Source organism: Streptomyces sp. NPDC041796, assembly GCF_055590785.1.
In genome coordinates this window covers 545486-572150 of the sequence record NZ_JBVJAH010000001.1, presented here as the reverse complement: position 1 = coordinate 572150, position 26665 = coordinate 545486, and the positions used below count along the sequence as shown (strand labels likewise).

Sequence of the window (26665 nt, the reverse complement as noted above, 5' to 3'; positions counted from 1 at the left end):
TCCGCCGACTCGACAAACTCCGCTGAGGGACCATCGAACTCACTCAGGTGTGTGACACCTAGATCTTCGAGCGTAGCCAGCAAGCGCGGCAACTCGGCGCGAACCCGCTTAACCCTCGCTGACGGCAGCAGCCCTACCATCCAACCACCGACCACCGACCAGGCTGTCGTGAATCCAGCGCCTCTCGCGATGCATGATCTTCCAGAGGGTTACCGATTCGGCGTCGGACGCCGACGTGACCTCCAGGGCAGCAAACCTGTGCCCATCGCGAATCAAGTTGAAGTCATGCATGCCTGGTCGGCTGCCGTCGTCATAAGGATTCACCTGCACACCTGGCAATGCCTGGCGGAGGCAAGCTGCCGCCCACTTCTCTTCGGCACGGTCGCGGGACATAGAAGGACTATGCCGAACGGTGTGGTGGAAGCGCACGGGTTTTCCCCACGGGCCGTCTCTGGGCCGTGCAACGGCTACCAGCGTTGACCAGGGTCAACGGCTAGGTCGCAGGTCACAGCGTTGATCCGTTACTCAACCGCAGGTCACGGCACCGGTTTCTCACTTTTTCGGCTTCTGATCATTCGAGGCCGACGCGAAGTGCGTCCGCAGTACGCCGGCCAGCATGGATGATCGTCCGGCGTTCGACGTCTTCTCCCGGCAGTGCCCCTCGCGCGGCACGCTGGAGCATGTGACGGGACGGTGGGGCAGCCTGACGCTGGGCGCCCTGTACGAGAGCGGCTGCCGCTTCAACGAGCTGCGGCGGCGGGTCACGGGGTGAGCGAGAAGATGCTTTCCCGGACGCTGCACGCCCTGGAGCGGGACGGCCTGGTCCACCGCGAGGCCCGGCCGACGAACCCGCCCCGCGTCGACTACGGGCTGACGCCGCTCGGCCGGGACGTCGCCGAGCGGCTCCTCGGGCTGATCCAGCTCGTCGAGGGCCGGATGCCGGAGGTGCTCGCGGCCAGGGAGCGTTACGACGAGGTGCGCGGCGGCGACGTGCGCGGCGGGCGCTGACAGCGCGGGCAGAAGTAGCTGGACCGGTTCATCCAGGGGCGGCGGCGCATCGGAGTGCCGCACCGCCGGCAGGGCTCGCCCTCACGGCCATAGGCGTCCAGGGACCGGTCGAAGTAGCCGGACTCGCCATTGACGTTGACGTACAGGCTGTCGAAGCTGGTGCCGCCGACCGCGAGCGCGGCCGTCATCACGTCCCGTACGTGGCCGAGCAACTCGGCCGACCGGGGACGGGTGAGGCCGGCGGTGGGCCGGTCGTAGTGGAGGCGGGCGCGCCACAGCGCCTCGTCCGCGTAGATGTTGCCGACGCCGCTGATCAGCGACTGGTCGAGCAGGGCCCGTTTGACGGTCGTCCGGCGCAGGCGCAGTGCCGTGTGGAAGGCGACCTCGTCGAAGTCGGGGTCCAGCGGATCACGGGCGATGTGCGCGATGGCCAGGGGAAGCCCGTCAGGGGTGTTCTCGTGGAGGGAGAGCCCGCCGAAGGTCCGCTGGTCGACGAAACGGAGCTCGGTGCCGAGCTCGTCGTCGAAGCGGACACGGATCCGCAGGTGCTTCTCGTCCGCCGCGTCCTCGGGCTGCACGAGCAGCTGCCCGCTCATGCCCAGGTGCCCGAGCACGGACGCGTCGGTGTCCTCCAGCGGCAGCCAGAGGTACTTCCCGCGCCGCCGTGCGACGCCGAAGCGGTGCCCCTTCAGCCGGGCGGCGAAGTCCTCGCCGCCCGCGAGGTGGCGCCGTACGGCGCGCGGGTGCAGGACCTGGACGTCGGAGACGGTCCGGCCGCTGACCCAGCGCTCCAGGCCGCGCCGTACGACTTCCACCTCGGGCAGCTCGGGCACGGCTCTCCTTCGCGGGGGTTCGCGGGGTCGCGGGGTTCGCGGGTCACACGGTCACGGGTCTCGCGGTCACGGTTCGCGGCACTTGGGGTGTCGCGGGTTCGGGTCGCGGGGTCGTGAGTCGCCGGGTCGCGGGACGCGCGGTCGTGGGTCGTGGAGTCATGGGGAAAACCCCGCCGCACTGGAGGTGCGACGGGGTGGAAGCGAACAGCTCAGGCCGTGGCCTGTGGGGCTTCGGAGACCGAAGAGGTGTCGGCGACCTCTTCGGGAGCGGAAGCGGAACCCGGAGCGGGACCGGAACCGTCACCGGAAGCGGTGTCGTCACCGATGCCCGTGCCGGTGTCCGCGCCGACTTCGGCCGCGGCCTTCGCCGCCGCCTCACGCTCGTCCGCGGCGGCCCGGATGGCCCGCCAGGCGGACTCCGCCGCCTGCTGTTCCGCTTCCTTCTTGCTGCGGCCGGTGCCGGTGCCGTACGAGACACCACCGACGCGGGCAGCAGCAGTGAAGGTCTTCTCGTGGTCCGGTCCGGTCTCGGTGACCAGGTACTCCGGAACGCCGAGGCCCTCGGCCGCGGTCAGTTCCTGGAGGCTGGTCTTCCAGTCCAGGCCGGCACCGAGGTTCGAGGACTTCTCGATCAGCGGGTCGAAGAGCCGGTGCACCAGCTCGGACGCCGCTTCGAGGCCCTGGTCGAGATAGACCGCGCCGATCACCGCTTCAAGGGTGTCGGCGAGGATGGACGCCTTGTCCCGGCCTCCGGTGCCTTCTTCTCCCCGGCCCAGCCGGATGAAGGAGCCCAGGTCGAGGCCGCGGCCGACCTCCGCCAGCGCACGCGAGTTGACCACCGCGGCCCGCAACTTGGCCAGTTGGCCTTCGGGCAGGTCGGGGTGGGTGCGGTACAGCGTGTCCGTGACCACCAGGCCGAGCACGGAGTCCCCGAGGAACTCCAGGCGCTCGTTGGTGGGCAGGCCGCCGTTCTCGTACGCGTACGAACGGTGGGTCAGCGCACGCACCAGAAGGGCGGACTCGAGGTGGTACCCGAGCCGCCCTTCCAGAAGCGTGTGGGACGAGGCCGTGTTTTCCGCCTGCTTCTTGGCGTCATCCGCCATTTTGTGGCTAGACACGGTGCCTCTCACCAGCCCGCTCAGACCGAGAGGACCTGGCGCTTGTTGTACGTGCCGCAGCTCGGGCACGCGATGTGCTGCTGCTTCGGCTCCTGGCAACGCTCACACGAAACCAGGGTGGGGACCGCAGCCTTCCACTGCGACCGGCGGTGGCGCGTGTTGCTGCGCGACATCTTCCGCTTCGGAACAGCCACGGCTACTTCTCCTGCTTCTCGTCGACGCCCGCTTCGGCGCCGCCCATGTTGTCCTTCTCGCCGGTCCCGAGTGAATCGGCGAGTCCCTGCAGTGCCGCCCAACGGATGTCGACGGCGTCATGGTGGTGGTCCGGGTTCTCGTTCAGGTTGGCGCCGCACTCGGCGCACAACCCGGCACAGTCCTCCCGGCACACCGGCTGCATCGGCAGTGCGAGCACCACCGCATCACGCAGCACGGGCTCGAGGTCGAACATGCCGTCCTCGAGGGGGGTCATGTCCTCGTCGTCCTCGGCATCGTCGTCCGCGGCCGCCTTGCGGTGGCCCCGGTCGTCGGTGTCGGGGTACGAGAACATCTCCTGGAAGTCCGCCGCGACATCCTGGCGCAGCGGCTCCAGACACCTTACGCACTCCCCCTCGGCCGCCGCACGGGCGGTGCCTGTGACAAGCACCCCTTCCATGACCGACTCGAGGCGGAGTTCCAGCTCGACGGGCGAGCCCTGGGGTACGCCGATGACTCCGTCGATGCCGAGGTCCGCGGGGGCCTCGACCGTGCGGGACAGCCGCTGGAGGGCACCGGGACGCCGACCCAGCTCGTGCGTGTCGAACACGAGGGGGTTGCGGTGGTCGAGGCGCGTACTCAGGGCTCTTCCTGCTTTCGGAATCGTTCGGGGCGGCCCGGCGTCAGAAGTGAGGCCGACGCGGGCACGCGAGATCGCGGACGTACTCGCGACCGAAGAGCCAGGATACTGGACGCTTCGCCCACAGCCCAATCCGGACCGGTCAGCGCCCCTGCCCGTGACCCTGCTCGTACTGACGGAGCTGGTCCAGGTCGATCATGCTCGTGTCGAAGAAGCTGGTCTCGTCGAGCGCCCCGGGCTGGGGCTGCTGGGGCTGCTGTTCGTACGCGTACGGCTGCTGGCCATAGCCCTGGACGTGCTGCCCGCTCTGGTCGTAGCCCTGGTACGCGTACGGGTCCTGCTGGTAGCCGTAGCCGTCCTGGGGCTGGTGCTGGGGCTGGGACTGCGCCTGGTGCTGGGGCTGGTAGGCGTACGGGTCGGGCTGCTGCTGGTCGGGGATGTAGGCCGCCGCGGGCTGCCGGCCCGGCTCCGGGTCCGCCAGCTCGGCGAGGCCCGCCAGGTAGTCGGCGTCGCTGGTGTGCTGCCGGGAGCCGCCCGCCGCGTCCTGGGCGGCCATGTGGGCGCCGAGGTCGTCGGTGGCGATCCGGCCGTGCAGCTTCTGACGGCCGCGCCCGACCGCCTCCAGGGTCTTGGTCAGCACCGCCTCGAAGGCGCTGATCTTGGCGTCGACGTACTCGTCCGCGCGCCGGATCAGGGTCTGCGGGTCGGCGCTGTACTCGGGGGCGTCCTCGTCCGCGTACCCCTGGTCGTCCAGCCCCGGGCCCCGGCCGAGGAGCTTCTCGCGGCCGCGGTCGACCGAGCCGATGGTCTTGGTGAGGACGACCTCGAAATTGGCGAGCTTGGAGTCGACGTAGTCGTCGGCCTCCGCGCGGATCTCCTCGGCCTCCCGGCGGGCCTCGGCGAGGATGCGGTCGGCCTCCTCCTGGGACTGCCGGGCGACCTGGGTGTCGGAGATCAGCGAGCCGCGTTCGGCGTGGGCCGCCTCGATGATCCGCTCGGCCTCCTGGCGGGCCTGCTCGACGAGCTGCTCACGGCCGCCGATCAGCTCTTGGGCCTGGGCGAGCGAGCCGGGCAGGGCGTGGCGCAGCTCGTCGAGCATCGCGAGCAGCTCGGCGCGGTTGACCACGCAGGAGGCCGACATGGGCATGGAACGGGCGCTCGCGACCGTCTCGACGATCTCGTCGAGCTTCTTCTGCACGTCCACCGTGTGCTCGCCACTCTCTACAGCCGGATTGGAGACGGACGGGACGACTGTAAGGCCAGTCGGTGGCGGCCCGACACCGGGTGACGGACTGTCAGCCGGTCACTTCTCGCCGAGGCGCTTGACGAGGGCCTCGTGGACGACGGGCGGCAGGAGGTGGGAGACGTCACCGCCCCAGGCGGCGACCTCCTTGACCAGGGAGGAGGACAGGAAGCTGTAGGTGGGGTTGGTGGGGACGAAGAGCGTCTCGACACCGGAGAGCCCGTTGTTCATCTGGGCCATCTGGAGCTCGTAGTCGAAGTCGCTGACGGCGCGCAGCCCCTTCACGATGGCGGGGATGTCGCGCTCCTTGCAGAAGTCGACGAGCAGACCGTGGTGGGACTCCACCTTCACGTTGCCGTAGTCGACCGTGACCTGGCGGATGAGTTCCATCCGCTCCTCGACGGTGAACAGACCCTTCTTGGACTGGTTGATCATCACCGCGACGTGGACGACGTCGTACAGCTTGGAGGCGCGGGCGATGATGTCGAGGTGTCCGTTGGTGATGGGGTCGAACGACCCCGGACAGACTGCGCGGCGCAACTGGATTCCCTCGCTCTCCGAACCGGTCATCGTGCGTCTTCGCACGTAGAGGCGGCGCGACCGTACCAAAACGTTCCCTCGCCGTAGCGACGGGCCCTCAGTGGTGCGAAACCGTCCGGCCAGGCGAATTCTCCGCCCCTGGTGCTGCGCTCCACGGTGACGAGCGCATCGTCGGCGAGCCAGCCTTTGGTGCGGAGTGTGAGGAGGATCTCGCCAAGATCGTCGTCGGAGACGGCGTACGGCGGGTCGAGGAAGACCACGTCGTACGGGTCGGCCGGCGCCGGTCCTGTCACGATCTGTTCGGCTTTGCCGGCGCGGATCTCGGCGCCGGGCAGGCCGAGCGCCCGGACGTTCTCCCGGACCGTGCGGGCGGCCCGCTGGTCCGCCTCGACGAGCAGGGCGTGGGAGGCGCCCCGGGAGAGCGCCTCAAGGCCGACGGCGCCGGAGCCGGCGTACAGATCGGCGATCCGGATGCCGTCGAGCGTCCCGAGGAGCGCCTCCCAGGTGGAGAACAGCCCCTCACGTGCCCGGTCGGAGGTGGGGCGGGTGCCGTTGCCCGGTGGCACGGCCAGGCGGCGTCCGCCGGCCGCGCCGGCGATCACGCGGGTCATCTGAGGTCCTTGCCGTCCTGTGGATGCTGGTGACTCCACGATATGGGCTCCACCAGGATGTGCACGGGTCAGCCCTGCACCCGGTACCGGTCAGCCCTTCTCCCGGTACCGGTCAGCCCTTCTCCAGGTACTGCTCGCGCTCCTTGTCGAGCAGGGCGTCCAGTGCGGTGCGCAGCTCCGGGTGGCGCTCCAGCTCGGGGTCGGCGCTGACGACGGCCACCGCCTCCTCGCGGGCGGCGGCGATGATCTCCTCGTCGTCGATGACGGCGAGCATGCGGAGGCTGGAGCGGACGCCGGACTGGGCCTGGCCGAGGACATCGCCCTCGCGGCGCTGTTCGAGGTCGATGCGGGAGAGCTCGAAGCCGTCGAGGGTGGAGGCGACGGCGGACAGCCGCTGCCGGGCGGGGCTCGCCTCGGGCATCTCGGTGACCAGCAGGCACAGGCCGGGGGCGGAGCCCCGGCCCACGCGGCCGCGTAGCTGGTGGAGCTGGGAGACGCCGAACCGGTCCGCGTCCATGATGACCATGGCGGTGGCGTTGGGAACGTTCACGCCGACCTCGATGACGGTCGTCGCGACCAGGACGTCGGCGTCGCCGGCGGCGAAGCGGCGCATGACGGCGTCCTTGTCGTCGGGGGCCATCCTGCCGTGGAGCACCTCGACGCGCAGACCGGCGAGCGGGCCCTTGGCGAGCTGGTCGGCCACGTCCAGCACGGCGAGCGGGGGGCGCTTCTCGGCCTCGTCCTCCGGGGACTTCTTCTTGGGCTCGTCCTCGTCGTCGCCGATGCGGGGGCAGACCACGTACGCCTGGTGGCCGTTCTCCACCTCCTCGCGGACCCGCTCCCAGGCGCGGGCCAGGAAGTGCGGCTTGTCGGCGGCCGGGACCACATGGCTGGCGATCGGTGAGCGGCCGGCGGGCAGCTGGTCGAGGACGGAGGTCTCCAGGTCGCCGAAGACGGTCATGGCGACCGTGCGCGGGATGGGCGTGGCGGTCATGACCAGCAGGTGCGGCGGCTGTTTGCCCTTGCCCCGCAGGGCGTCGCGCTGCTCGACGCCGAAGCGGTGCTGCTCGTCGACGACGACCAGACCCAGGTCGTGGAACTGGACCTTGTCCTCGATCAGCGCGTGTGTGCCGATGACGATGCCCGCCTCGCCGGTGACCAGGTCGAGCAGTGCCTGGCGGCGGGCGGCGGTGCTCATGGAGCCGGTGAGGAGGACGACCTTGGTGGCGTGCTCGGCGCCGCCGAGCATGCCTCCCTCGGCGAGCTCGCCCATCATCTCGGTGATCGACCGGTGGTGCTGCTGGGCGAGGACCTCGGTGGGGGCGAGCATCGCGGCCTGCCCGCCCGCGTCGACCACGGCGAGCATCGCCCGCAGGGCCACCATGGTCTTGCCGGAGCCGACCTCGCCCTGGAGGAGGCGGTGCATCGGGTGCTCGGTGGCGAGGTCGTCGAAGATCTCCCCGGAGACCTTTTGCTGCCCTTCGGTGAGGGTGAAGGGCAGCTTCGCGTCGAAGGCGTCGAGCAGGCCGCCGGGGACGGGTTTGCGTGCCACGGCGGGCAGTTGGGTCTCGGCGTACCGGCGGCGGGCGAGGGCGACCTGGAGGACGAACGCCTCGTCCCACTTGAGCCGGTCGCGGGCGTCGGCGATGTCGGCCTTGGTGCGCGGGCGGTGGATCTTGCGCAGGGCGTCGGGGAGGTCGGTCAGCCCGCGGCCCTCACGGAGGGCGGGGGGCAGCGGATCGACGGCGTCCGCGGCGCTGGGGAGCACGGCGTCGACCGCCTTGGCGATCTTCCAGGACTCCAGCTTGGTGGTGGCCGGGTAGATCGGGATGAGGGCCCCGGCCCAGGTGTCCACGGCGCTCTCGCCGTCCTCGCCGCGCAGCAGCTCGTACGCGGGGTGGGCGAGCTGCGTCTTGCGGTTGAAGACGGAGACCTTGCCGGCGAACATCGCGCGGGTGCCGGGCAGGAGGTCCTTGTGCGGCTTGTGGACGCCCTTGCCGAAGAAGACCAGTTGCAGCCGCCCGCTGCCGTCGGTGATGGTCACCTCCAGCCGCTGGCCTCGCCCCTTGGCGCCGTTGAACGTCAGCACGCGCGCGTCCGCCACCCGGGCCACCACGGTGACGTGCTCGTCCAGCGGCAGGTCGGCGAGGGTGGTGAGCTCGCCGCGCTCGGCGTACCGCCGCGGGTAGTGGTGGAGCAGGTCACCGACGGTGTGCAGGTCGAGGTGCTCGGCCATCACCTTGGCGGTGGCGGCGCCGAGCTGCTTCTTCAGTGGTTCGTCGAGAGCTGACACGTCTTCCATTGCACACCACGGCACTGACAGGCGTGCGCAGCTGTGGACGACGCGCGCCGGGGACGCGCCGTTCGACGCGTTCAGCGCGCGCCGCTCGACCCGTTGTCCAGCGCGCCGCTCGACGCGCTACTCGACGCCGATCAGCAGGAGAGGGGCCTGGGGGCCGCCGGGGTAGGTGACCGTGTCGACCGCGAGGTGGGTCTCGCGCACGTGGGTCTCCAGGCGCTCCGCGAGGGCGTCGGGGGCGTCGTCTGCGAGGACGAGGGTGACCAGTTCGCCGCCCGCCGAGAGCATGCGGTCCAGGACCGTCTCGGCCGTGGTGGCCACGTCGTGACCGATCACCGCGACGTCGCCGTCGATCAGGCCGAGGACGTCACCGGCCTGGCACACGCCCGCGGAGGTGAACGACTGGTGCTCGGCGACGGCCAGTTCGCCGTAGCGGGTGGCGCCCGCGGCGGCGGTCATGGCGACGACGTCCTCGTCGAAGCGCCGGTCCGGTTCGTGGACGGCCAGGGCGGCGATGCCCTGGACGGCGGCGCGCGTGGGGACGAGGGCGACGCGGATGCCCTCCGCACGCGCCTGTTCGGCGGCGGCGGCCGCGGTGTGGCGCAGGGCGGCGTCGTTCGGCAGGAGGACGACCTCGCGCGCGTGGGCCCGCCGGATGGCGTCGACGAGCTCGCCGCTGGCCGGGGGCTCGCCGGGCCGGGTCAGCACCGTCGTGGCACCCGCCTCGGCGCACAGGCGGGCGAGTCCCTCCCCGGGCAGGACCGCCACCACGGCGCGCCCCGCGCGTTCCTCGGGAGCTGTCTCCGTACCGAAGTGCGTGATCCGGATCCGGTACGGGCGCCCCGCCTCGATGCCCGCCTCCACCGCCGCACCGGCGTCGTCGACGTGGACGTGGACGTTCCACAACCCGTCGCCGCCGACCACGACCAGGGAGTCGCCGAGCGCGTCGAGCCGGTCGCGGAGCCGGGCCACGGCGGCGTGGTCCGCCTCCAGCAGGTAGATGACCTCGTAGGCGGGCCCGTCCTCCGAGCAGGGGTCCGCCGAGGGGACGACGCTCGCTCTGGGGGCACGCGGGGCCCGCGCGGGCGCCTCTCCGCAGACCGCCTCGACCAGAGCGCCCAGCATCGTGACGAGTCCTCGCCCGCCCGCGTCCACGACGCCCGCCCGTTCCAGGACGGGGAGCTGGGCGGGCGTCGCCTCCAGGGCGGCGCGGGCGCCCGCGTACGCGGCGCGGGCGACGGTCACCACGTCCTCGCCGCCCGCGGCGGCGGACGCGGCCGCTGCCGCGACGGTCAGGATCGTGCCCTCGACGGGGTGCGCGACCGCCTCCCGGGCGGACACGGACGCCCTGCGCAGTGCCTTGGCGAGGTGGTCTCCGTCACGCCCTTCGGCGAGGACCTCGCTCATGCCCCGGAGCAGCTGGGACAGGATCGTGCCCGAGTTCCCGCGGGCGCCGAGCAGGGCGCCGTGCGCCATGGCCCGTACGGCGTCGGCGAAGTCGGGAGCGGCGATGGCCGCGAAGACGGCCTCCACCGCCTGGGACGCGGACTCGACCGTCAGGTACAGGTTGGTGCCGGTGTCCCCGTCCGCGACCGGGTAGACGTTGATCGCGTCGATCTCCTCGCGCTCCCGGCCGAGCGCCTCCAGCGCCAGTGAGCACCAGCTACGGACCACTGCGGAATCGAGCGCCTGCGGCAGGGTCTGCGGCACCTGGTGTCCTCCTCGAGCAGCGCTGACTGCACCGCAGCGTAGACCCCGGGCGGGACCGGGGCCCCGGGCGGGGGCCGGGCGAACCGTGGTAGTTTCGTTGAACCGAAGCAGTCGTTGTATGCTGCTCCGGTTGCCCGATGAAAGTCGGGCCATTCCCCCGGCAACGCCACTTCAGTCACCAGATCTGATTCCGGCTCGCCGGATTTCACTGTAAGTGCATCTGAAGTCTTTGGAGTGACCCGTGGCTGCCAACTGCGACGTCTGCGGCAAGGGGCCGGGCTTCGGCAACAACATCTCGCACTCGCACCGCCGTACGTCTCGTCGCTGGAACCCGAACATCCAGCGCGTGCGTGCCGTGGTCAGTGGGACGCCGAAGCGGCTCAACGCTTGCACCTCGTGCATCAAGGCCGGCAAGGTCTCGCGCTAACGCCGACGACGGTTCGTCGTAGCGCAGCCTCTGCGGTTGCCTTGAAAGCCGGTCCACCTCGGTGGACCGGCTTTTTGCCGTACCCGGACCCGGCCAGGGCCCGTGTACGCGCCCGCTCCCGCGTCAGCGGAAGCGCCAGCCGTGATCCACGGGCCCGATCCCGTCGCCCAGCGAGAAGCCGGCCGCGATCGCGCCCGTGACGTACTCCTTGGCCTCCCGTACCGCCTCCGGCACCGCCAGGCCCTTGGCGAGGCCCGCTGCGACCGCCGAGGCGAGCGTGCAGCCCGTCCCGTGGGTGTGCCGGTTGTCGTGCCGGGGGGCCCGCAGCCAGTGCTCCTCGGTCCCGTCGGTCAGCAGGTCCACCGCGTCCCCGGCCAGGTGCCCGCCCTTGACGAGCGCCCAGCGCGGCCCGTACTCCAGCACCGCGTCGGCGGCCCGCCGCAGGTCCGCCTCGTCCTCCACGGTCACGCCGGTGAGCTGGGCCACCTCGTCCAGGTTCGGCGTCGCCACGGTGGCGACCGGCAGCAGCCGCTCCCGTACGGAGTCGAGCGCCGAGGCGGCCAGCAGCGGGTCGCCGTGTTTGGACACCCCGACCGGGTCGACGACCACGGGGGCGTCCGTCCCGGCCAGCAGTTCGGCGACCGCCTCCACGAGCGGCGCCGACGCCAGCATGCCGGTCTTCACGGCCTGTACGCCGATGTCGTCGACGACGCTGCGGTACTGGGCCCGCACCGCCTCCACGGGCAGCTCCCAGGCCCCTTGGACGCCCAGCGAGTTCTGGGCGGTGACGGCGGTGATCACGCTCATGCCGTGCACGCCCAGCGCCAGCATGGTCTTCAGGTCCGCCTGGATGCCGGCGCCGCCGCCGGAGTCGGACCCGGCGACGGTCAGGACGTTCGGTGGCGCGCCCCGGCTCACTCCGCCTCCCCGAAGTGGTCCCAGCCGCCCGTGGAGTGCCAGGGGGCCCCGTCGACGGTCACCTGCGGCAGCGCGGAGGGGTTGAGGACCTCGCCGATGACCTTCCACCGGGCCGGCAGCTTCACGTCCGGCGGGAAGGTCGCGACGATCGCGTGGTCCTCGCCCCCGGTGAGGACCCACTGCATCGGGTCGACGCCGACGGCCTGGCCGATGTCGTTCATTTGGGTCGGGATGTCGATGAGGCCGGAGCGCAGGTCGATGCGGACCTTGCTGGCCTCGGCGATGTGCCCGAGGTCGGCGATCAGGCCGTCGCTGACGTCGCACATGGCGGTCGCGCCGAGCCCGGCGGCGGCGGGGCCCGCGTGGTAGGGCGGTTCGGGCCGCCGGTGGGCCTCGACGAAGGCGCGCGGCGAGCGGAACCCGCGCGAGAGGACCGCGTAGCCGGCCGCCGACCAGCCCAGCCAGCCGGTGTACGCGACCACGTCGCCGGGCTGCGCCCCGCCCCGGGTGACCGGTTCGTGGTTGCGCAGGTCGCCCAGTGCCGTGATGGACACGGTGATCGTGTCGCCGCGTACGACGTCGCCGCCGACGACGGCCGCGCCCGCGACCTGGCACTCGTCGCGCAGCCCGTCCATCAGCTCGGTCGGCCAGGTGACCGGGAGTTCGGCGGGGACGACCAGGCCGAGCAGCAGCGCGGTCGGTACGGCGCCCATGGCGGCGATGTCCGCGAGGTTCTGCGCGGCGGCCTTGCGGCCGACGTCGTACGCGGTGGACCAGTCGCGGCGGAAGTGCCGTCCCTCCAGCAGGATGTCCGTGCTGGCCACCACGCGCCGGTCGGGTGCGGCCACGACCGCGGCGTCGTCGCCGGGCCCGATCCGTACCGCCGGGGTGGAGGTGAGGCGGGAGGTGAGCTCCCTGATCAGCCCGAACTCCCCCAACTCGCCGACAGTGCCCTTCATCGCTGTGCCCCTTCTGCCCCAGTGCGGTTGCGGTCGCGACCCGTCACTGCTGTAGGTACCGTCAAGTAGACCGTCAACTCGGTGCTTCGTGCGGCGGCCTCGCGCGCCACCGGCCGCGCGGGTCTCCCCGCTGCCCGCGGCGACGCGGTACCGTGGCGTCCCTTTCTTCTCCACAAGATCCTCGTGGCCGCCCTGGAGGTTCCGTGGTACAGGCGTACATCCTTATTCAGACCGAGGTGGGCAAGGCGTCGACGGTCGCCGAGACCATCTCCAAGATCCCGGGGGTGATCCAGGCCGAGGACGTCACGGGTCCGTACGACGTGATCGTGCGCGCCCAGGCCGACACGGTCGACGAGCTCGGCCGCATGGTGGTCGCGAAGGTCCAGCAAGTGGACGGAATCACACGGACCCTGACCTGCCCGGTCGTACACCTGTAGCCCCCGTCTACCCTGGGCCGGTGACATCTTCGCCCCGGCTTCGCCGCCTGCCCGCCCTGCCCGTCGCCGCCGTGGCCGCCACCGTCCTGATGGCGGCCGCGGGCTGTTCCTCGACGGACGCGAAGGCATCCGTCGCGGTTCCCAGTCCGCCGTCGGAAGAGGCCGCCCTCTGCGGCGCGCTGCACGAGGAGCTCCCGGAGACCGTCGCGGGACTCGACCGGAATGATCCGGAGCCGGGTTCCGATCTGACCGCCGGGTGGGGGGACGGGGCGATCGTACTGCGCTGCGGCGTCCCCCGGCCCGCCAGGATGAGCGATCCCCGCGCGAAGGCCATCGAGGCGGGCGGTGTGAACTGGATGCTGGAGCAGCGCGAGGGCGACGGTCCGCGCTTCACCTCCACGTACCGCAAGACGTACGTGGAGGTGACGATGGGCAAGCGCTTCGCGCACGACGCCACCCCGCTCGCCGCCCTCGCCGACGCGGTGAAGAAGACGGTCCCCCCGAGCCTGTAGCGCCTGTTCTCCCCGCCCGTGGGCGGGGGTGGTGCTAGCGGAGGCCGGTCGGGCGGCGGAGGGCCGCCTGGATCAGCCGGTCGACGAGCTCCGGGTAGCTGACGCCGCTCTCCTGCCACATGCGCGGGTACATGGAGATCGGCGTGAAGCCCGGCATGGTGTTGATCTCGTTGATGACGAATTCGCCGTCGTCCGTGAGGAAGAAGTCCGCGCGGACCAGGCCCTCGCAGGACGCCGCCTCGAACGCGGCGATGGCGAGCCGCTGGATCTCGGCCGTCTGCTCGGGGGTGATGGGGGCGGGGACGACACCGGAGGCCGAGTCGATGTACTTGGCCTCGAAGTCGTAGAAGTCGTGGTCGGTGACGGGCGGGATCCAGGCGGGTACGGACGCGCGCGGGCCGTCCTCGAACTCCAGCACCCCGCACTCGATCTCCCGGCCGCTGAGCAGCGACTCGACGATGACCTTGGGGTCGTGGCGCCGGGCCTCGGCGATCGCGGCGTCCAGTCCGGAGAGGTCGTCGACCTTGGTGATGCCCATCGAGGAGCCGCCGCGGGCGGGCTTCACGAACAGCGGCCAGCCGTGCTCGGCGGCGAAGTGGACGACCTTCTCGCGGGCGGAGGAAGGATCCTGCTCCCACTCGCGGGGGCGGATCACCTCGTACGGGCCGACCGGCAGCCCGAAGGAGACGAAGACCCGCTTCATGTACTCCTTGTCCTGGCCGACGGCCGAGGAGAGCACACCGGCGCCCACGTACGGCACCCCGGCGAGCTCCAGCAGCCCCTGGAGGGTGCCGTCCTCGCCGTAGGGGCCGTGCAGCATCGGGAAGACGACGTCGACGTCGCCGAGGACCTTGGGGACCGAGCCGGGCTCGCTGTAGACGACCTCGCGGCTGCCGGGGTCGACGGAGAGCACGACGCTGCCCTCGTCGGACTCGGCGAGGTCGGCGACGCTCGGCAGCGTGCGGTCGGCGATGGCCATCCGCTCCGGTTCGTCGGCGGTCAGCGCCCAGCGGCCGTCGGTGGTGATGCCGATCGGCAGCACGTCGTACTTGTCCCGGTCGATGGCGCGCAGGACGGCGCCGGCCGTGACGACGGAGATGGCGTGCTCGGAGCTGCGGCCGCCGAAGACGACGGCCACGCGCGGCTTGCGCCCGGTGCTGGTGGGGAGGTTCTCGCTGCTCATATCGCGATGAGCGTACCTGCTCCCTCCGGTTGCGTCAGCGACCACGTGGCCGCCTGTTCGGTGTCAGCGCCGCTCGGGCTTGGCGGCGCGCGACATCAACTCCTTGAGCGCGACCATCGGCGGCTTGCCCTCGTGGACGATGCCGACGACGGTCTCCGTGATGGGCATGTCGACGCCGTGGCGGCGGGCCAGATCGAGTACGGATTCACAGGACTTGACGCCCTCGGCGGTCTGCTTGGTGACCGCGATGGTCTCCTGGAGAGTCATGCCCTTGCCGAGGTTGAAACCGAAGGTGTGGTTGCGGGAGAGCGGCGAGGAGCAGGTCGCGACCAGGTCACCGAGGCCGGCGAGCCCCGAGAAGGTCAGCGGATCGGCGCCCATCGCCAGTCCGAGGCGGGTGGTTTCGGCCAGGCCGCGGGTGATCAGCGAGCCCTTGGCGTTGTCGCCGAGGCCCATGCCGTCCGCGATGCCGACGGCCAGCCCGATGACGTTCTTCACCGCGCCGCCGAGTTCGCAGCCCACCACGTCGGTGTTGGTGTAGGGGCGGAAGTACGGGGTGTGGCAGGCGGCCTGGAGGCGCTGGGCGACGGCCTCGTCCCGGCAGGCGACGACGGCCGCGGCGGGCATGCGGGCGACGATCTCCTTGGCGAGGTTGGGGCCGGTGACCACGGCGACCCGGTCCTCGGGGACGTCGGCGACCTCCCGGACGACTTCGCTCATCCGCTTGGCGCTGCCCAGTTCGATGCCCTTCATCAGGGAGACGAGGACGGTGCCCGGGGCCAGCTTCGGTGCCCATTCGGCGAGGTTGCCGCGGAGCGTCTGGGAGGGGACGGCCAGCACGGTGAAGTCGGCGTCGTGCGCGGCTTCGGCGGGGTCGGTGGTGGCGCGTACCGACTCGGGCAGTTCGGTGCCCGGGAAGTAGTCGGGGTTGGTGCGGCTGGTGTTGATGGCGTCGGCGAGCTCCTGGCGGCGGCCCCAGAGGGTCACCTGGCAGCCGGCGTCGGCGAGCACCATGCCGAAGGCCGTACCCCAGGATCCGGTGCCGAAGACGGCTGCCTTGACGGGGCGGCCCGCGGGGCCTGCCGTGTCGGGGCGTGTCACTTCGCTTCCTCCCCTGCGGCCTTGCGCCGCTGTTCCAGGCGGGCCTTGCGGTGGTCGTACGGCGTGGCGGGGGCCTTCTCGTCCCGGACCTCCTCCAGGAGGGAGGTGATCGCGGCCATGATGACCTCGGTCGCCTCGCGCAGCACCTCGGGCGTGGGTTCCTTGTCGTAGAACCGGCTGAGGTCGACGGGCGGGCCGGCCTGCACGATCAGGGTCTTGCGCGGGAAGAGGCGGATCTTGTTCTCCTTGGCGTACGGCGGCATCGCCAAGTTGGCGCCCCACTGGGCGACCGGGATGACCGGCACCTTGGTGAGGAGGGCGACGCGCGCGGCGCCGGTCTTGCCCGCCATGGGCCACATGTCGGGGTCCCGGGTGAGGGTCCCCTCGGGGTAGAAGGCGACGCATTCGCCCCGTTCGATGGCGGCGACGGCGGCACGGAAGGCGTCCAGCGCGTTGGTCGTCTCCCGGTAGACGGGGATCTGTCCGGTGCCCCGCAGCATCATTCCGACGAACGACCCCTTGAACAGGGCCGCTTTCGCCAGGAAGCGAGGAACTCGTCCGGTGTTGTACTGGAAGTGCGCGTACGACAACGGGTCGAGGTACGAGTTGTGGTTGACCGCGGTGATGAATCCGCCGTCGGCCGGGATGTGCTCCATTCCCCGCCAGTCCCGCTTGAACAGAACCACCAGTGGTGGTTTTGCGATGACCGCCGCAAGGCGGTACCAGAAGCCGATTCTGCGGCGGGACACTCGGACACCTTCCTCTGGGACTGGGCTTGCCGGGGGTCAAGTGTCGCCCCAGGCCCCTGGTCTGTCGAGAACACCGTACGCCCCGCCTCGGACACCTTCGCTCCGGGTCACGCCGGTGCCGCGCCACAATGGGGCGGGTCCGGCACGAGCCGCAGCGCGGCCCCGGCGCGGCCACCACGGGGCCGCCGCACGGAAGGAGAGCACGCCACGAACGCCGACCCGACCGGCCTCTGGTCCCTGGTCGTCCCGCTGAAGCCCCTTGTCCGGGCGAAGAGCAGGCTCGCCGGCGCCGCCGGCCCGCTGGTGCGGCCACGGCTGGCGCTGGCTTTCGCGCAGGACACGGTGGCGGCGGCGCTGGCCTGCCCGGCGGTGCGGGATGTGTCCGTCGTCACGGACGATCCGGTGGCGGCGCTGACGCTGGGCGCGCTGGGGGCCCGTATCGTGCCGGACGCTCCGGCCGCCGGACTGAACGCCGCACTCGCGCACGGGGCCGGGGCCGTACGGGCGCGGCGCCCGGACGCACCCGTGGCGACGCTCAACGCCGACCTGCCGGCGCTGCGGCCGGCGGAACTGTCCCGGGTATTGGCCGTCGCCTCGGAATTCCCGCGGGCTTTTCTGGCGGATGCCGCCGAAATCGGCACGACATTGCTGTCGGCGGCCCCCGGCGTGGAATTGCGTCCGGCTTTCGGCGGGGCGTCACGGCGCCGTCATTTGTTGTCGGGCGCGGTGGAAATCCTGCTGGACGACGTCCGCTCCGTACGGCAGGACGTGGACACGGGTGACGATCTGCGGGCCGCCCTGGGCCTGGGGGTGGGGCCGCGGACGGCCGAGAGGTGGGCGGTGGACGCCCGAGCGGTGGGCGGGGCGGCCGGATAAGCTGCCGCTCATGCAGGCGACCGCGTACACGTACGACCCAGAATCCCGCAGCGGGAGTGTGCTGCTCGACGACGGCACCCCGGTGGACTTCTCCGCCGCGGCCTTCGAGGCGGGCGGGCTGCGGCTGCTGCGGCCGGGGCAGCGGGTCCGGATCGAGACGGAGGGGCAGGGCGACGCCCTGCGCATCACGCTGGTGACGCTCCAGACGTTCTAGCGGTCGGTCGCGCGTACGCACCGCGGGCCGGGCTCCCTCTCGGGAGCCCGGCCCGGCGTGTGAGTGGCCCTGGGGCCTCGTGCCGCTTACTTGCTGCGCGAGGCGGTCTTCTTGGCGGTGGTCTTCCGCGCCGTGGTCTTCTTGGCGGGCGCCTTCTTCGCCGTGGCCTTCTTCGCCGGCGCGGTCTTCTTCGCGGTGGTCTTCTTGGCCGCCGCGGTGGTGGTCTTCTTGGCCGGGGTGGCCTTCGTGGCCGTGGTCTTCTTGGCCGGCGTGGCCTTCTTGGCGGTGGTCTTCTTGGCCGCCGCGGTGGTGGTCTTCTTCGCCGGCGTGGCCTTCTTGGCGGTGGCCTTCTTCGCCGCCGCGGCGGTGGTCTTCTTGGCGGCCGCCTTCTTGCCCGCCGCCTTGGCGATGGTGGGCGGCGGGCCCGAAAGGCTGCCCTTGGGCGCCTTCTTGACGGCGACCTCGCCGCCCTTGGGGAGCTTCTTCGAGCCGCTGACCAGGTCCTTGAAGCCCTGACCTGCACGGAAGCGCGGAACGGAGGTCTTCTTGACCCGCACGCGCTCGCCCGTCTGCGGGTTACGGGCGTAGCGGGCCGGACGGTCGACCTTCTCGAACGAGCCGAAGCCGGTGACCGAGACCCGGTCACCGGCGACCACGGCACGGACGATCGCGTCGAGTACCGCGTCGACAGCATCGGCGGCCTGCTGGCGGCCGCCCATCTTGTCGGCAATCGCTTCTACGAGCTGCGCCTTGTTCACGTCTTCCCCTTCGGAGACATTGCCGGAACGAAAGTGTTCAAGCTTTTCGCACGTTAGGCAGATATATACCGCAAATCAAACACGAAACGGGCTAATCACCCTAGTGCCGCAACGAAGTCGGCCGCCGCGGAGTTCGAGTGTCAGTCCCCTTCAGGGAATCGGCCCTCGTCGAGGTCCTTCATCAACCGGTCCAGCCGCCGTGCCGCGCCTGCGAGATCGTGCTTCGCCACGGCCGTGACGGCCAGCAGCTTCCGGGACAGCGTCATCCTTACGCCCTCCGGGACTTGCAGTTCGCGCACTCGGGTGTGCGCTTCTTTCAGTCGGGCTGCGACGGCCTGATAGAGCTCGAGTTGGCTGTCGCGTTCCATGCACCGATTGTGCCATCTGGGGCGAGTTGTCGCCTCCGTAGGGGGTAACTGGCGTACTGCGGCGGCGTTTCAGGACCTCCGTACAGCTTCACCCGCCGACGGGTCCTCAAACCACAAATCCCCAGGCCATCACGTCAGTTGGGGTGCCCGAGACCCCTGTCCGCAGGCCTCCGGAGGGGTGGACCACAGCATGTGAACGGTGTCAGCCGGATGGCCCCTCGGGTGCTCTCACGGCGACGGACAAGGGCACTTTCGGCCATCGTCTCCAGGGCTCTCACGGCGAAGTTGAGTACGCGTACACGACGGTGCCCCCGGCCGTGGATCGGCCGGGGGCACCGGGGGGTGGCGCGGGGGGCGCCGGAGGGGTCAGACCTGCAGGGTGCGGGGCTTGTACGCCGGGCGCTTCGCCTCGTACGCGGCGATGTCCGCCTCGTTCTGCAGCGTGATGCTGATGTCGTCCAGGCCGTTCAGCAGCCGCCAGCGGGCGTTCTCGTCGAGTTCGAAGGCGGCGGTGATGCCCTCGGCACGCACTTCGCGCGCTTCCAGGTCGACGGTGATCTCCGCCTGCGGGTCGGCCTCGGTCAGCTCCCACAGCGCGTCCACCGTCGGCTGGTCGAGGACCACGGTGAGCAGGCCGTTCTTCAGCGAGTTGCCGCGGAAGATGTCGGCGAAGCGGGAGGAGATGACGGCCTTGAAGCCGTAGTTCTGCAGCGCCCAGACGGCGTGCTCGCGCGAGGAGCCGGTGCCGAAGTCGGGGCCGGCGACCAGGACCGTGGCGCCCTGGCGCTCGGGACGGTTGAGGACGAACTCGGGGTCCTTGCGCCAGGCCTCGAACAGGCCGTCCTCGAAGCCGTCGCGGGTGACCTTCTTCAGCCAGTGGGCCGGGATGATCTGGTCGGTGTCGACGTTGCTGCGGCGCAGCGGGACGGCCCGGCCGGTGTGGGTGGTGAAAGCTTCCATGGTTGCTCAGACTCCGGCGGTCGCGGGGGCTTCGGACAGGTCGGCGGGCGAGGCCAGGTGGCCCAGCACGGCGGTGGCGGCGGCGACCTGGGGCGACACCAGGTGGGTGCGGCCGCCCTTGCCCTGCCTGCCCTCGAAGTTGCGGTTGGAGGTGGAGGCGGAACGCTCGCCGGGCGCCAGTTGGTCGGGGTTCATGCCCAGGCACATCGAGCAGCCGGCGTGCCGCCATTCGGCCCCGGCCTCCTTGAAGACCTTGTCCAGGCCCTCCTCGACCGCCTGCAGGGCGACCCGGACCGAGCCGGGGACGACCAGCATCCGTACGCCGTCGGCGACTTTGCGGCCACCCAGGATGCCGGCGGCGGAGCGCAGGTCCTCGATGCGGCCGTTGGTGCAGGAGCCTACGAAGACGGTGTCGACCTTGATGTCGCGCAGCGGCTGTCCGGCGGTCAACCCCATGTACTTCAGGGCGTTTTCGGCGGCCAGGCGCTCCGAAGCGTCTTCGTACGAAGCCGGGTCGGGGACGGACGCCGAAAGCGGCGCTCCCTGGCCGGGGTTGGTGCCCCAGGTGACGAAGGGGGCCAGCTCGGAGGCGTCGATGACGACCTCGGCGTCGAAGACCGCGTCCTCGTCCGTCTTCAGGGTCTTCCAGTAGGCGACCGCCGCGTCCCAGTCCTCGCCCTCGGGCGCGTGGGCGCGGCCCTTGAGGTAGGCGAAAGTGGTCTCGTCCGGGGCGATCATGCCCGCGCGGGCACCGGCCTCGATCGACATGTTGCAGATGGTCATCCGGGCTTCCATCGAGAGCTTCTCGATGGCGGAGCCGCGGTACTCCAGGACGTATCCCTGGCCGCCGCCGGTGCCGATCTTCGCGATGATCGCCAGGATCAGGTCCTTGGCGGTGACGTCCTCGGGCAGCTCGCCGTCGACCGTGATGGCCATGGTCTTGGGGCGGGCCATGGGCAGCGTCTGGGTGGCCAGGACGTGCTCGACCTGGGAGGTGCCGATGCCGAAGGCGAGCGCGCCGAAGGCGCCGTGCGTGGAGGTGTGCGAGTCGCCGCAGACCACGGTGGTGCCCGGCTGGGTCAGGCCCAGCTGCGGTCCCACGACGTGGACGACGCCCTGCTCGACGTCGCCCAGCGGGTGCAGGCGGACTCCGAAATCGGCGCAGTTCTTGCGCAGCGTCTCCAGCTGGACCCGGGAGACCGGGTCGGCGATCGGCTTGTCGATGTCGAGCGTGGGGGTGTTGTGGTCCTCGGTCGCGATGGTGAGGTCGAGGCGCCGCACCTGGCGGCGGCTCTTGCGCAGACCGTCGAAGGCCTGGGGGCTGGTCACCTCGTGCAGCAGGTGCAGATCGATGAAGAGCAGGTCGGGCTCGCCTTCGGCGCGCCGGACGACATGGTCGTCCCAGACCTTCTCCGCGAGAGTCCTACCCATCGCTTTCCCTCCGACCGGCGTGGTGTGCCGGCTCTTCTAGAGATCTGTGGGCCCACGTCCGTGATCCCACGTTTCACGTGCTGGACGTCGACAACGGACCCGTTGGTCCTGGGGCCGTACGTACAGGGTGGCAAGTTCCCGGAAAAATTGAACTTGCGTTTCACAGAGTGAGACGTGAATATCGTTGCATGGACAACTCTAGCGGCGTCGGCGTTCTCGACAAGGCAGCTCTGGTATTGAGCGCCCTGGAGTCCGGTCCGGCCACCCTCGCCGGGCTGGTCGCGGCGACAGGGCTCGCACGACCCACGGCACATCGCCTTGCCGTGGCACTGGAACACCACCGGATGGTGGCGAGGGACATGCAGGGCCGGTTCATCCTGGGTCCGCGGCTGGCGGAGCTCGCCGCCGCGGCCGGTGAGGACCGCCTGCTGGCCACGGCCGGACCGGTACTGACTCATCTGCGTGACGTGACCGGGGAGAGCGCGCAGCTCTACCGGCGCCAGGGCGACATGCGCATCTGCGTCGCCGCGGCGGAACGGCTGTCCGGTCTTCGGGACACCGTGCCGGTCGGCTCCACGCTCACCATGAAGGCCGGCTCGTCGGCCCAGATCCTGATGGCCTGGGAGGAGCCGGAGCGGCTGCACCGGGGCCTCCAGGGGGCCCGCTTCACGGCGACCGCCCTGTCGGGCGTACGGCGCCGTGGCTGGGCCCAGTCGATCGGTGAGCGCGAGCCGGGCGTGGCCTCCGTCTCCGCGCCCGTGCGGGGCCCCTCGAACCGCGTGGTGGCCGCCGTGTCGGTCTCCGGGCCGATCGAGCGCCTGACCCGCCACCCGGGCCGGATGCACGCCCAGGCGGTCATCGACGCCGCCGCCCGCCTGTCCGACGCGCTGCGCCGCTCCGGCTGACCCCTTCGTCCCTGCTGCCGACTCCCGGCTCACCGCTTCAACGCCGCAGCGGTGGGCCGGAGTTGTTCCTCCACGAGTCTTCCCGGCCGTGAACGCGAAGAAGCCCTCCCCTGCTGGGGAGGGCTTCTTCCATGCGTACCCCCGACCGGATTCGAACCGGCGCTACCGCCTTGAGAGGGCGGCGTGCTAGGCCGCTACACAACGGGGGCAAGATCAGTGATGATCCGCTGGCCTACCAGGACTCGAACCTAGACTAACTGAACCAGAATCAGTCGTGCTGCCAATTACACCATAGGCCACTGGTGGCTTAGACCAGTTGGTACCCCCGACCGGATTCGAACCGGCGCTACCGCCTTGAGAGGGCGGCGTGCTAGGCCGCTACACAACGGGGGCCCTAGCGATCCTGCATCGTGACCATGGGAGCTACCCAGGCGGTCACGCGGGAAGGATCTGTACCCCCGACCGGATTCGAACCGGCGCTACCGCCTTGAGAGGGCGGCGTGCTAGGCCGCTACACAACGGGGGCTTTGCGGATGCCATCCGCGATGCAGATAAGCTCTGCGAGCTGGCCTACCAGGACTCGAACCTAGACTAACTGAACCAGAATCAGTCGTGCTGCCAATTACACCATAGGCCACCAAAACGCAACCCCCGGTGGGGATTTTGTTCGGGTTACGCTTCCGGGTTCCGGCCTTTCGGCCCGCTCCCCTCGGCGCAGGAAGAACATTACCCGAAGGAGTCCGGGGCTCCAAAACGGGTATCGCGGCGCAGCAGCGCGGGGAGCTGGTCGAGGCCCGTGATCCGGGTGAGCTCGGGCCGCCCGCCCCTGCCGTCGCGGTCCAGCCAGATGCCGGTGAGCCCGGCCTCCACGGCACCGCGGGCATCGATGTCCGGGTGATCACCGACGTACGCGACGTCCGCCGGAGGAAGCCGGAGGGCGTCGCAGGCGGCGTGGAAGGCCGCGGGGTCGGGCTTGGCCACGCCCAGCTCGGCCGCGCAGAGCAGCACCTCGAAGCGGTCGCGCACGCCCAGGACGCGCAGCTTGTGCTCCTGGTTGTGGACGGACGAGTTCGACAGGGCGGCGTGCCGGTAGTCGGCGGCCAGCAGCTCCAGGGCGGGCAGGGTGTCGGGGAAGAGCTCCCAGGCCGCCTCGTAGTGCCTCAGGTAGCGCCGGAACCAGGCGTCCGCCTCCGCGTCGGTCAGTGCCGTCCCCAGGAAGTCCCGCACCCGGTCGCGCCGCTGCTCCTCGAACCCGACACCACCGGCCTCGAAACGCCGCCAGTGGATGCCGGTGAGTTCCTTCCACCGCGTGAGGGCCTGGTCGACGGATTCGTACCCGTCCACGAGGCCCTCGGCCCGCAGGTGGTTCCGCATGCCGGCGCGGTCGGCGCTCGCGTAGTCGAAGATCGTGTCGTCGATGTCCCACAGGACGGCGCGGATCGGCATGTGCCGACGGTACCGCCGCGGGGCCCCTTGCTGGGGGTTCGGGGGTCATCCCCCGAAGAATGCAGCGTCGATGTCCCACAGGACGGCGCGGATCGGCATGTGCCGAGCCTACGCGGCGGCTGTTCGCGGTTCGTCCGGTACGACGAAGAAGTCGGTGACGAAGCAGGTGACGGCACCGGTGGCGTCCCTGCCGACCCAGGTGGGGTAGGCGCCGTCGCCCCAGCCGGAGGTGAAGGCGGCGATGGTGTGGCCGGTGTCCGGGTCGGTGATCAGGTGCGGGCCCGGGGACCAGTCGGTCGTCTCGAAGGCGTCCCACAGCGGACCCTCGTCGTCCTCACAGGCGGGGAAGGATCCGTCGCACGCCGCGTCGTAGAAGCAGCCGGTGCCGGCGTCCACGCCGTAGCCGAAGAACTCGTCCTCACCCAGTTCCACGAGGTCCTGGCCGGGCTGGAGGGCGAGCTCCCAGGACACGGTGGGCGCGTCCTGGATCACCAGGCGCGCGGCGGCCACGCGCGTGTGGGGGCGGTCCGAGGGCGGCTCACCGGGCACGGTGATCGTGACGACGGCGGCCTCCACGGCGTACCGGCCCGGCGGGACCTCGGTGGCGAAGGGCTGGGCGTCCCCGCTGCCCAGGCAGACGAACGGGTCGCAGGCCACCAGGCGGCCGCTGGGGAGCCACAGCTTGCCGCCGGACGTGACGGAGACGGTCCCGGTCTCGCCCGACTCGTACGGGAAGGAGTGCCCCGGCGTGAAGTACCGGGACAGGTCGGGAGCGGTCATGGGCATGGTGCTGGTCCCCCAGGGCGTGAGCGAGTGGCTGTGTCGCGCCGGAGCCTAGTGCGGGGCACCGACAACGCCGCAGGGGGCGGCCACCGGAAGTCCGGTGGCCGCCCCCTGCGCGGGACGTGCGCGGTTACGCGGCGAGCTTCGCCAGCGCGGCGTCGATGCGGGCCAGGGCGCGGTCCTTGCCCAGGATCTCCAGGGACTCGAAGAGCGGCAGGCCGACCGTGCGGCCCGTGACCGCGACGCGGACCGGGGCCTGGGCCTTGCCGAGCTTGAGGCCGTGCTCCTCGCCGGCGGCGAGGACGGCGTTCTTCAGCGACTCGGGGCTGGTCCAGTCCGCGTCCGACAGCTTCTCGCGGGCGGTGCGCAGCAGGGCGTCGGAGCCCTCCTTCATGGCCTTCTGCCAGGACGCCTCGTCGGAGACCGGCTCCTTGAGGAACAGGAAGTCGACGTTGGCGGTGATGTCGGAGAGGACGGTCAGGCGGGTCTGGGCGTGCGGGGCGATGGCCTCCCAGGCGGTCTGGTCGAAGTCCTCCGGCGCCCAGGGGGCGTGCGGGGCCTTCAGCCAGGGCTCGCAGGCGGTGGCGAACGCCTTCACGTCCAGCATGCGGATGTGGTCGGCGTTGATCGCCTCGGCCTTCTTCAGGTCGAAGCGGGCCGGGTTGGCGTTGACGTCCGCGACGTCGAACTTCGCGATCATCTCGGGGATGGTGAAGACGTCCTGGTCGGCGGAGAAGGACCAGCCGAGCAGGGACAGGTAGTTGAGCAGGCCCTCGGGGAGGAAGCCGCGCTCCCGGTAGAGGTTGAGGGACGCCTGGGGGTCGCGCTTGGAGAGCTTCTTGTTGCCCTCGCCCATGACGTACGGCAGGTGGCCGAAGGCGGGGATCGTCTTGGCGATGCCGAGCTCGATCAGCGCCTTGTAGAGGGCGATCTGGCGGGGGGTGGAGGACAGCAGGTCCTCGCCGCGCAGGACGTGGGTGATCTCCATCAGCGCGTCGTCGACGGGGTTGACGAGCGTGTAGAGGGGGGCGCCGTTGGCGCGGACGATGCCGTAGTCCGGGACGTTGTCCGGGGTGAAGGTGAGCTCGCCGCGGACCAGGTCGGTGAAGGTGATCGGCTCGTCGGGCATGCGGAAGCGGACGATGGACTCGCGGCCCTCCGCCTCGTACGCGGCCCTCTGCTCGCCGGTCAGGTCGCGGCACGTGCCGTCGTAGCCGGAGGGCTTTCCGGCGGCGCGGGCGGCCTCGCGGCGTTCGTCCAGCTCGGTGGCGGTGCAGTAGCAGCGGTACGCGTAGCCGCCGGCGAGCAGCTTGTCGGCGACGTCCTTGTAGATGTCCATGCGCTGCGACTGGCGGTACGGGGTGTGGGGACCGCCGACCTCGGGGCCCTCGTCCCAGTCGAGCCCGAGCCAGCGCATCGAGTCGAGGAGCTGCTGGTAGGACTCCTCCGAGTCGCGGGCCGCGTCGGTGTCCTCGATGCGGAAGACCATGGTGCCCTGGTTGTGCCGGGCGAAGGCCCAGTTGAACAGGGCGGTGCGGACCAGACCCACGTGGGGGTTGCCGGTCGGCGAGGGACAGAAACGTACGCGGATCGCGTTAGCCACGCTTGATCACCTTGTTGGTGAGAGTGCCGATGCCTTCGATGGTGACGGCGACCTCGTCGCCGACGTTGAGCGGTCCGACTCCGGCCGGGGTGCCGGTGAGGATGACGTCGCCCGGGAGCAGCGTCATGGCCTCGGTGATGTGGACGACCAGGTCCTCGATGGAGCGGACCATGTCGCTCGTCCGACCGAGCTGCCGCTGTTCTCCGTTGACGGTGCACTGGATCGTGACGTCGGAGGGGTCGAGGTCGGTCTCCACCCAGGGGCCCAGGGGGCAGGAGGTGTCGAAGCCCTTGGCGCGGGCCCACTGCTTCTCGCGCTGCTGGACGTCGCGGGCGGTGACGTCGTTGGCGCAGGTGTAGCCGAAGACGACGTCCTTGACGCGCTCGCGCGGGACCTCGCGGCACATACGGCCGATGACGACGGCGAGCTCGGCCTCGTGGTGCAGCTCGTTCGAGAAGGAGGGGTATTCGATGGCGTCGCCGGAGCCGATCACCGAGGTGGTGGGCTTGAAGAAGGCGACGGGGACGTCGGGGACCTCGTTGCCGAGCTCCGCGGCGTGCTCCGCGTAGTTGCGGCCGATGGCCACGACCTTGTTGGGCAGGACGGGCGGCAGCAGCCGGACCTTGCTCAGCGGGACCTTGGTCCCGCTGAGTTCGAAGTCGGCGTACGGAATACCCTTGATGATGTCGAGGACGAGCGCGCCCTCTTCGCCGGGGGCGCTGTCGCCCTCGACCGCGCCGAAGGCGACATTGCCGTCGATGGAGAACCTGGCGATGCGCACGGGATGCCGTGCCCCTTACTTCCGCTGGCTGGAGTCTGACGCTCCAGGCTAACGCGGGAG

At 70.8% G+C, this 26665-nt stretch carries 29 protein-coding genes, 5 tRNA genes and 1 pseudogene; 7 read left to right on the top strand and 28 right to left on the bottom strand.

Annotation, left to right across the window (positions count from 1 at the left end; genetic code table 11):
- Positions 1-108: 108 nt before the first annotated feature.
- Entirely contained in the window at positions 109-393 is a 285-nt protein-coding gene (locus ACZ6C1_RS02605) for a hypothetical protein (RefSeq protein ID WP_469236927.1), read from the bottom strand.
- A gap of 223 nt (positions 394-616) precedes the next feature.
- Here ACZ6C1_RS02605 and ACZ6C1_RS02600 point away from each other — a divergent pair.
- Positions 617-1008: pseudogene (locus ACZ6C1_RS02600) on the top strand (winged helix-turn-helix transcriptional regulator).
- Here the strand turns inward: ACZ6C1_RS02600 and mutM are convergent.
- The 9 genes from mutM to ACZ6C1_RS02555 all read right to left on the bottom strand — a co-directional run bounded on the left by mutM (position 966) and on the right by ACZ6C1_RS02555 (position 10194).
- Positions 966-1841, bottom strand: a complete 876-nt coding sequence (mutM, locus tag ACZ6C1_RS02595; RefSeq protein ID WP_469236925.1) for a bifunctional DNA-formamidopyrimidine glycosylase/DNA-(apurinic or apyrimidinic site) lyase — start codon at positions 1839-1841, stop codon at positions 966-968. The pseudogene ACZ6C1_RS02600 and the gene mutM sit on opposite strands and share 43 nt — an antisense overlap.
- A 209-nt stretch (positions 1842-2050) precedes the next feature.
- The gene (gene rnc / locus ACZ6C1_RS02590; protein WP_469236924.1) at positions 2051-2971 is read right to left on the bottom strand and encodes a ribonuclease III; all 921 of its coding nucleotides are present in this window, start codon (positions 2969-2971) and stop codon (positions 2051-2053) included.
- 8 nt (positions 2972-2979) lie between these two features.
- Complete coding sequence (rpmF, locus tag ACZ6C1_RS02585; RefSeq protein WP_030496967.1) at positions 2980-3153, bottom strand: 50S ribosomal protein L32; 174 nt, start codon at positions 3151-3153, stop codon at positions 2980-2982.
- A 2-nt stretch (positions 3154-3155) separates the two neighbouring features.
- Positions 3156-3761, bottom strand: coding sequence for a YceD family protein (locus ACZ6C1_RS02580; protein ID WP_469236922.1), 606 nt, complete (start codon positions 3759-3761; stop codon positions 3156-3158).
- Positions 3762-3933: 172 nt separating this feature from the next.
- Positions 3934-4995, bottom strand: a complete 1062-nt coding sequence (locus ACZ6C1_RS02575) for an ATP synthase F0 subunit B (protein ID WP_469236920.1) — start codon at positions 4993-4995, stop codon at positions 3934-3936.
- Positions 4996-5094: 99 nt separating this feature from the next.
- Positions 5095-5574, bottom strand: coding sequence for a pantetheine-phosphate adenylyltransferase (coaD, locus tag ACZ6C1_RS02570; protein ID WP_469237169.1), 480 nt, complete (start codon positions 5572-5574; stop codon positions 5095-5097).
- A gap of 26 nt (positions 5575-5600) precedes the next feature.
- The gene (gene rsmD, locus ACZ6C1_RS02565) at positions 5601-6185 is read right to left on the bottom strand and encodes a 16S rRNA (guanine(966)-N(2))-methyltransferase RsmD (protein ID WP_469236919.1); all 585 of its coding nucleotides are present in this window, start codon (positions 6183-6185) and stop codon (positions 5601-5603) included.
- A gap of 112 nt (positions 6186-6297) precedes the next feature.
- Positions 6298-8487, bottom strand: a complete 2190-nt coding sequence (recG, locus tag ACZ6C1_RS02560; RefSeq protein ID WP_469236918.1) for an ATP-dependent DNA helicase RecG — start codon at positions 8485-8487, stop codon at positions 6298-6300.
- Between the two features lie 117 nt (positions 8488-8604).
- Positions 8605-10194, bottom strand: a complete 1590-nt coding sequence (locus ACZ6C1_RS02555; protein ID WP_469236916.1) for a DAK2 domain-containing protein — start codon at positions 10192-10194, stop codon at positions 8605-8607.
- A 241-nt stretch (positions 10195-10435) separates the two neighbouring features.
- Here ACZ6C1_RS02555 and rpmB point away from each other — a divergent pair, with 241 nt between their 5' ends.
- Complete coding sequence (gene rpmB, locus ACZ6C1_RS02550) at positions 10436-10621, top strand: 50S ribosomal protein L28 (protein ID WP_064070327.1); 186 nt, start codon at positions 10436-10438, stop codon at positions 10619-10621.
- Between the two features lie 123 nt (positions 10622-10744).
- Here the strand turns inward: rpmB and thiD are convergent, their stop codons facing one another.
- Positions 10745-11539, bottom strand: a complete 795-nt coding sequence (thiD, locus tag ACZ6C1_RS02545; protein WP_469236915.1) for a bifunctional hydroxymethylpyrimidine kinase/phosphomethylpyrimidine kinase — start codon at positions 11537-11539, stop codon at positions 10745-10747.
- Positions 11536-12498, bottom strand: coding sequence for a thiamine-phosphate kinase (locus ACZ6C1_RS02540; protein WP_469236913.1), 963 nt, complete (start codon positions 12496-12498; stop codon positions 11536-11538). Before ACZ6C1_RS02540 ends, thiD begins: the two co-directional genes overlap by 4 nt.
- A 203-nt stretch (positions 12499-12701) precedes the next feature.
- Here ACZ6C1_RS02540 and ACZ6C1_RS02535 point away from each other — a divergent pair, with 203 nt between their 5' ends.
- Positions 12702-12935: an Lrp/AsnC family transcriptional regulator gene (locus tag ACZ6C1_RS02535; RefSeq protein ID WP_028802415.1), complete on the top strand. Its 234-nt coding sequence runs from the start codon at positions 12702-12704 to the stop codon at positions 12933-12935.
- A 20-nt stretch (positions 12936-12955) separates the two neighbouring features.
- Entirely contained in the window at positions 12956-13447 is a 492-nt protein-coding gene (locus ACZ6C1_RS02530) for a DUF3515 domain-containing protein (RefSeq protein ID WP_469236912.1), read from the top strand.
- Between the two features lie 34 nt (positions 13448-13481).
- Here ACZ6C1_RS02530 and ACZ6C1_RS02525 read toward each other — a convergent pair whose 3' ends face one another.
- From ACZ6C1_RS02525 to ACZ6C1_RS02515, 3 genes are all read right to left on the bottom strand, one after another.
- On the bottom strand, positions 13482-14630 hold the full coding sequence (locus ACZ6C1_RS02525) for a D-alanine--D-alanine ligase family protein (RefSeq protein ID WP_469236910.1): 1149 nt from the start codon (positions 14628-14630) through the stop codon (positions 13482-13484).
- 63 nt (positions 14631-14693) lie between these two features.
- Positions 14694-15731, bottom strand: a complete 1038-nt coding sequence (locus tag ACZ6C1_RS02520) for an NAD(P)H-dependent glycerol-3-phosphate dehydrogenase (RefSeq protein ID WP_469236907.1) — start codon at positions 15729-15731, stop codon at positions 14694-14696.
- Positions 15728-16480: a lysophospholipid acyltransferase family protein gene (locus ACZ6C1_RS02515; protein ID WP_469236906.1), complete on the bottom strand. Its 753-nt coding sequence runs from the start codon at positions 16478-16480 to the stop codon at positions 15728-15730. Before ACZ6C1_RS02515 ends, ACZ6C1_RS02520 begins: the two co-directional genes overlap by 4 nt.
- 237 nt (positions 16481-16717) lie before the next feature.
- Here ACZ6C1_RS02515 and cofC point away from each other — a divergent pair, with 237 nt between their 5' ends.
- Together cofC and ACZ6C1_RS02505 are read left to right on the top strand one after the other, a co-directional pair.
- Positions 16718-17356: a 2-phospho-L-lactate guanylyltransferase gene (gene cofC / locus ACZ6C1_RS02510; protein WP_469237167.1), complete on the top strand. Its 639-nt coding sequence runs from the start codon at positions 16718-16720 to the stop codon at positions 17354-17356.
- Positions 17357-17366: 10 nt separating this feature from the next.
- Entirely contained in the window at positions 17367-17570 is a 204-nt protein-coding gene (locus ACZ6C1_RS02505) for a hypothetical protein (RefSeq protein ID WP_351820428.1), read from the top strand.
- Between the two features lie 86 nt (positions 17571-17656).
- Here ACZ6C1_RS02505 and ACZ6C1_RS02500 read toward each other — a convergent pair whose 3' ends face one another.
- The 4 genes from ACZ6C1_RS02500 to leuC all read right to left on the bottom strand — a co-directional run bounded on the left by ACZ6C1_RS02500 (position 17657) and on the right by leuC (position 21087).
- Positions 17657-18328, bottom strand: a complete 672-nt coding sequence (locus tag ACZ6C1_RS02500; RefSeq protein WP_469236904.1) for an HU family DNA-binding protein — start codon at positions 18326-18328, stop codon at positions 17657-17659.
- A gap of 140 nt (positions 18329-18468) precedes the next feature.
- Positions 18469-18696: an SCO5555 family protein gene (locus ACZ6C1_RS02495; RefSeq protein WP_469236903.1), complete on the bottom strand. Its 228-nt coding sequence runs from the start codon at positions 18694-18696 to the stop codon at positions 18469-18471.
- Positions 18697-19062: 366 nt separating this feature from the next.
- On the bottom strand, positions 19063-19656 hold the full coding sequence (gene leuD, locus ACZ6C1_RS02490; RefSeq protein WP_469236901.1) for a 3-isopropylmalate dehydratase small subunit: 594 nt from the start codon (positions 19654-19656) through the stop codon (positions 19063-19065).
- Positions 19657-19662: 6 nt separating this feature from the next.
- Entirely contained in the window at positions 19663-21087 is a 1425-nt protein-coding gene (leuC, locus tag ACZ6C1_RS02485; protein WP_469236900.1) for a 3-isopropylmalate dehydratase large subunit, read from the bottom strand.
- A gap of 188 nt (positions 21088-21275) precedes the next feature.
- Between leuC and ndgR the strand changes: the two genes are divergently transcribed.
- A complete protein-coding gene (ndgR, locus tag ACZ6C1_RS02480) occupies positions 21276-21992 on the top strand; it encodes an IclR family transcriptional regulator NdgR (protein ID WP_017947593.1) in 717 nt (238 codons plus the stop codon).
- A gap of 136 nt (positions 21993-22128) precedes the next feature.
- Here ndgR and ACZ6C1_RS02475 read toward each other — a convergent pair.
- From ACZ6C1_RS02475 to ACZ6C1_RS02435, 9 genes are all read right to left on the bottom strand, one after another.
- A tRNA-Glu gene (locus ACZ6C1_RS02475) sits at positions 22129-22201 on the bottom strand.
- Between the two features lie 18 nt (positions 22202-22219).
- A tRNA-Gln gene (locus ACZ6C1_RS02470) sits at positions 22220-22291 on the bottom strand.
- A gap of 18 nt (positions 22292-22309) precedes the next feature.
- Positions 22310-22385 (bottom strand) — tRNA-Glu (locus ACZ6C1_RS02465).
- 60 nt (positions 22386-22445) lie between these two features.
- Positions 22446-22518: transfer RNA gene (locus ACZ6C1_RS02460), tRNA-Glu, on the bottom strand.
- A 39-nt stretch (positions 22519-22557) separates the two neighbouring features.
- A tRNA-Gln gene (locus tag ACZ6C1_RS02455) sits at positions 22558-22629 on the bottom strand.
- An 89-nt stretch (positions 22630-22718) separates the two neighbouring features.
- The gene (locus ACZ6C1_RS02450) at positions 22719-23438 is read right to left on the bottom strand and encodes an HAD family hydrolase (RefSeq protein WP_469236899.1); all 720 of its coding nucleotides are present in this window, start codon (positions 23436-23438) and stop codon (positions 22719-22721) included.
- Between the two features lie 108 nt (positions 23439-23546).
- Complete coding sequence (locus tag ACZ6C1_RS02445; protein ID WP_469236897.1) at positions 23547-24224, bottom strand: DUF4241 domain-containing protein; 678 nt, start codon at positions 24222-24224, stop codon at positions 23547-23549.
- A 127-nt stretch (positions 24225-24351) separates the two neighbouring features.
- A complete protein-coding gene (gltX, locus tag ACZ6C1_RS02440; RefSeq protein WP_469236896.1) occupies positions 24352-25824 on the bottom strand; it encodes a glutamate--tRNA ligase in 1473 nt (490 codons plus the stop codon).
- On the bottom strand, positions 25817-26605 hold the full coding sequence (locus ACZ6C1_RS02435; protein ID WP_469236895.1) for a fumarylacetoacetate hydrolase family protein: 789 nt from the start codon (positions 26603-26605) through the stop codon (positions 25817-25819). Before ACZ6C1_RS02435 ends, gltX begins: the two co-directional genes overlap by 8 nt.
- Positions 26606-26665 lie beyond the last annotated feature (60 nt).

What these genes read in the sequence shown, in the direction of transcription:
- ACZ6C1_RS02605 (WP_469236927.1), bottom strand. Translation starts at nt 393, where the DNA reads ATGTCCCGCGACCGTGCCGAAGAGAAGTGGGCGGCAGCTTGCCTCCGC.
- rsmD (WP_469236919.1), bottom strand. Translation starts at nt 6,185, where the DNA reads ATGACCCGCGTGATCGCCGGCGCGGCCGGCGGACGCCGCCTGGCCGTG.
- recG (WP_469236918.1), bottom strand. Translation starts at nt 8,487, where the DNA reads ATGGAAGACGTGTCAGCTCTCGACGAACCACTGAAGAAGCAGCTCGGC.
- ACZ6C1_RS02540 (WP_469236913.1), bottom strand. Translation starts at nt 12,498, where the DNA reads ATGAAGGGCACTGTCGGCGAGTTGGGGGAGTTCGGGCTGATCAGGGAG.
- ACZ6C1_RS02525 (WP_469236910.1), bottom strand. Translation starts at nt 14,630, where the DNA reads ATGAGCAGCGAGAACCTCCCCACCAGCACCGGGCGCAAGCCGCGCGTG.
- ACZ6C1_RS02505 (WP_351820428.1), top strand. Translation starts at nt 17,367, where the DNA reads ATGCAGGCGACCGCGTACACGTACGACCCAGAATCCCGCAGCGGGAGT.
- ACZ6C1_RS02495 (WP_469236903.1), bottom strand. Translation starts at nt 18,696, where the DNA reads ATGGAACGCGACAGCCAACTCGAGCTCTATCAGGCCGTCGCAGCCCGA.
- leuD (WP_469236901.1), bottom strand. Translation starts at nt 19,656, where the DNA reads ATGGAAGCTTTCACCACCCACACCGGCCGGGCCGTCCCGCTGCGCCGC.
- leuC (WP_469236900.1), bottom strand. Translation starts at nt 21,087, where the DNA reads ATGGGTAGGACTCTCGCGGAGAAGGTCTGGGACGACCATGTCGTCCGG.
- ndgR (WP_017947593.1), top strand. Translation starts at nt 21,276, where the DNA reads ATGGACAACTCTAGCGGCGTCGGCGTTCTCGACAAGGCAGCTCTGGTA.
- ACZ6C1_RS02450 (WP_469236899.1), bottom strand. Translation starts at nt 23,438, where the DNA reads ATGCCGATCCGCGCCGTCCTGTGGGACATCGACGACACGATCTTCGAC.
- ACZ6C1_RS02445 (WP_469236897.1), bottom strand. Translation starts at nt 24,224, where the DNA reads ATGCCCATGACCGCTCCCGACCTGTCCCGGTACTTCACGCCGGGGCAC.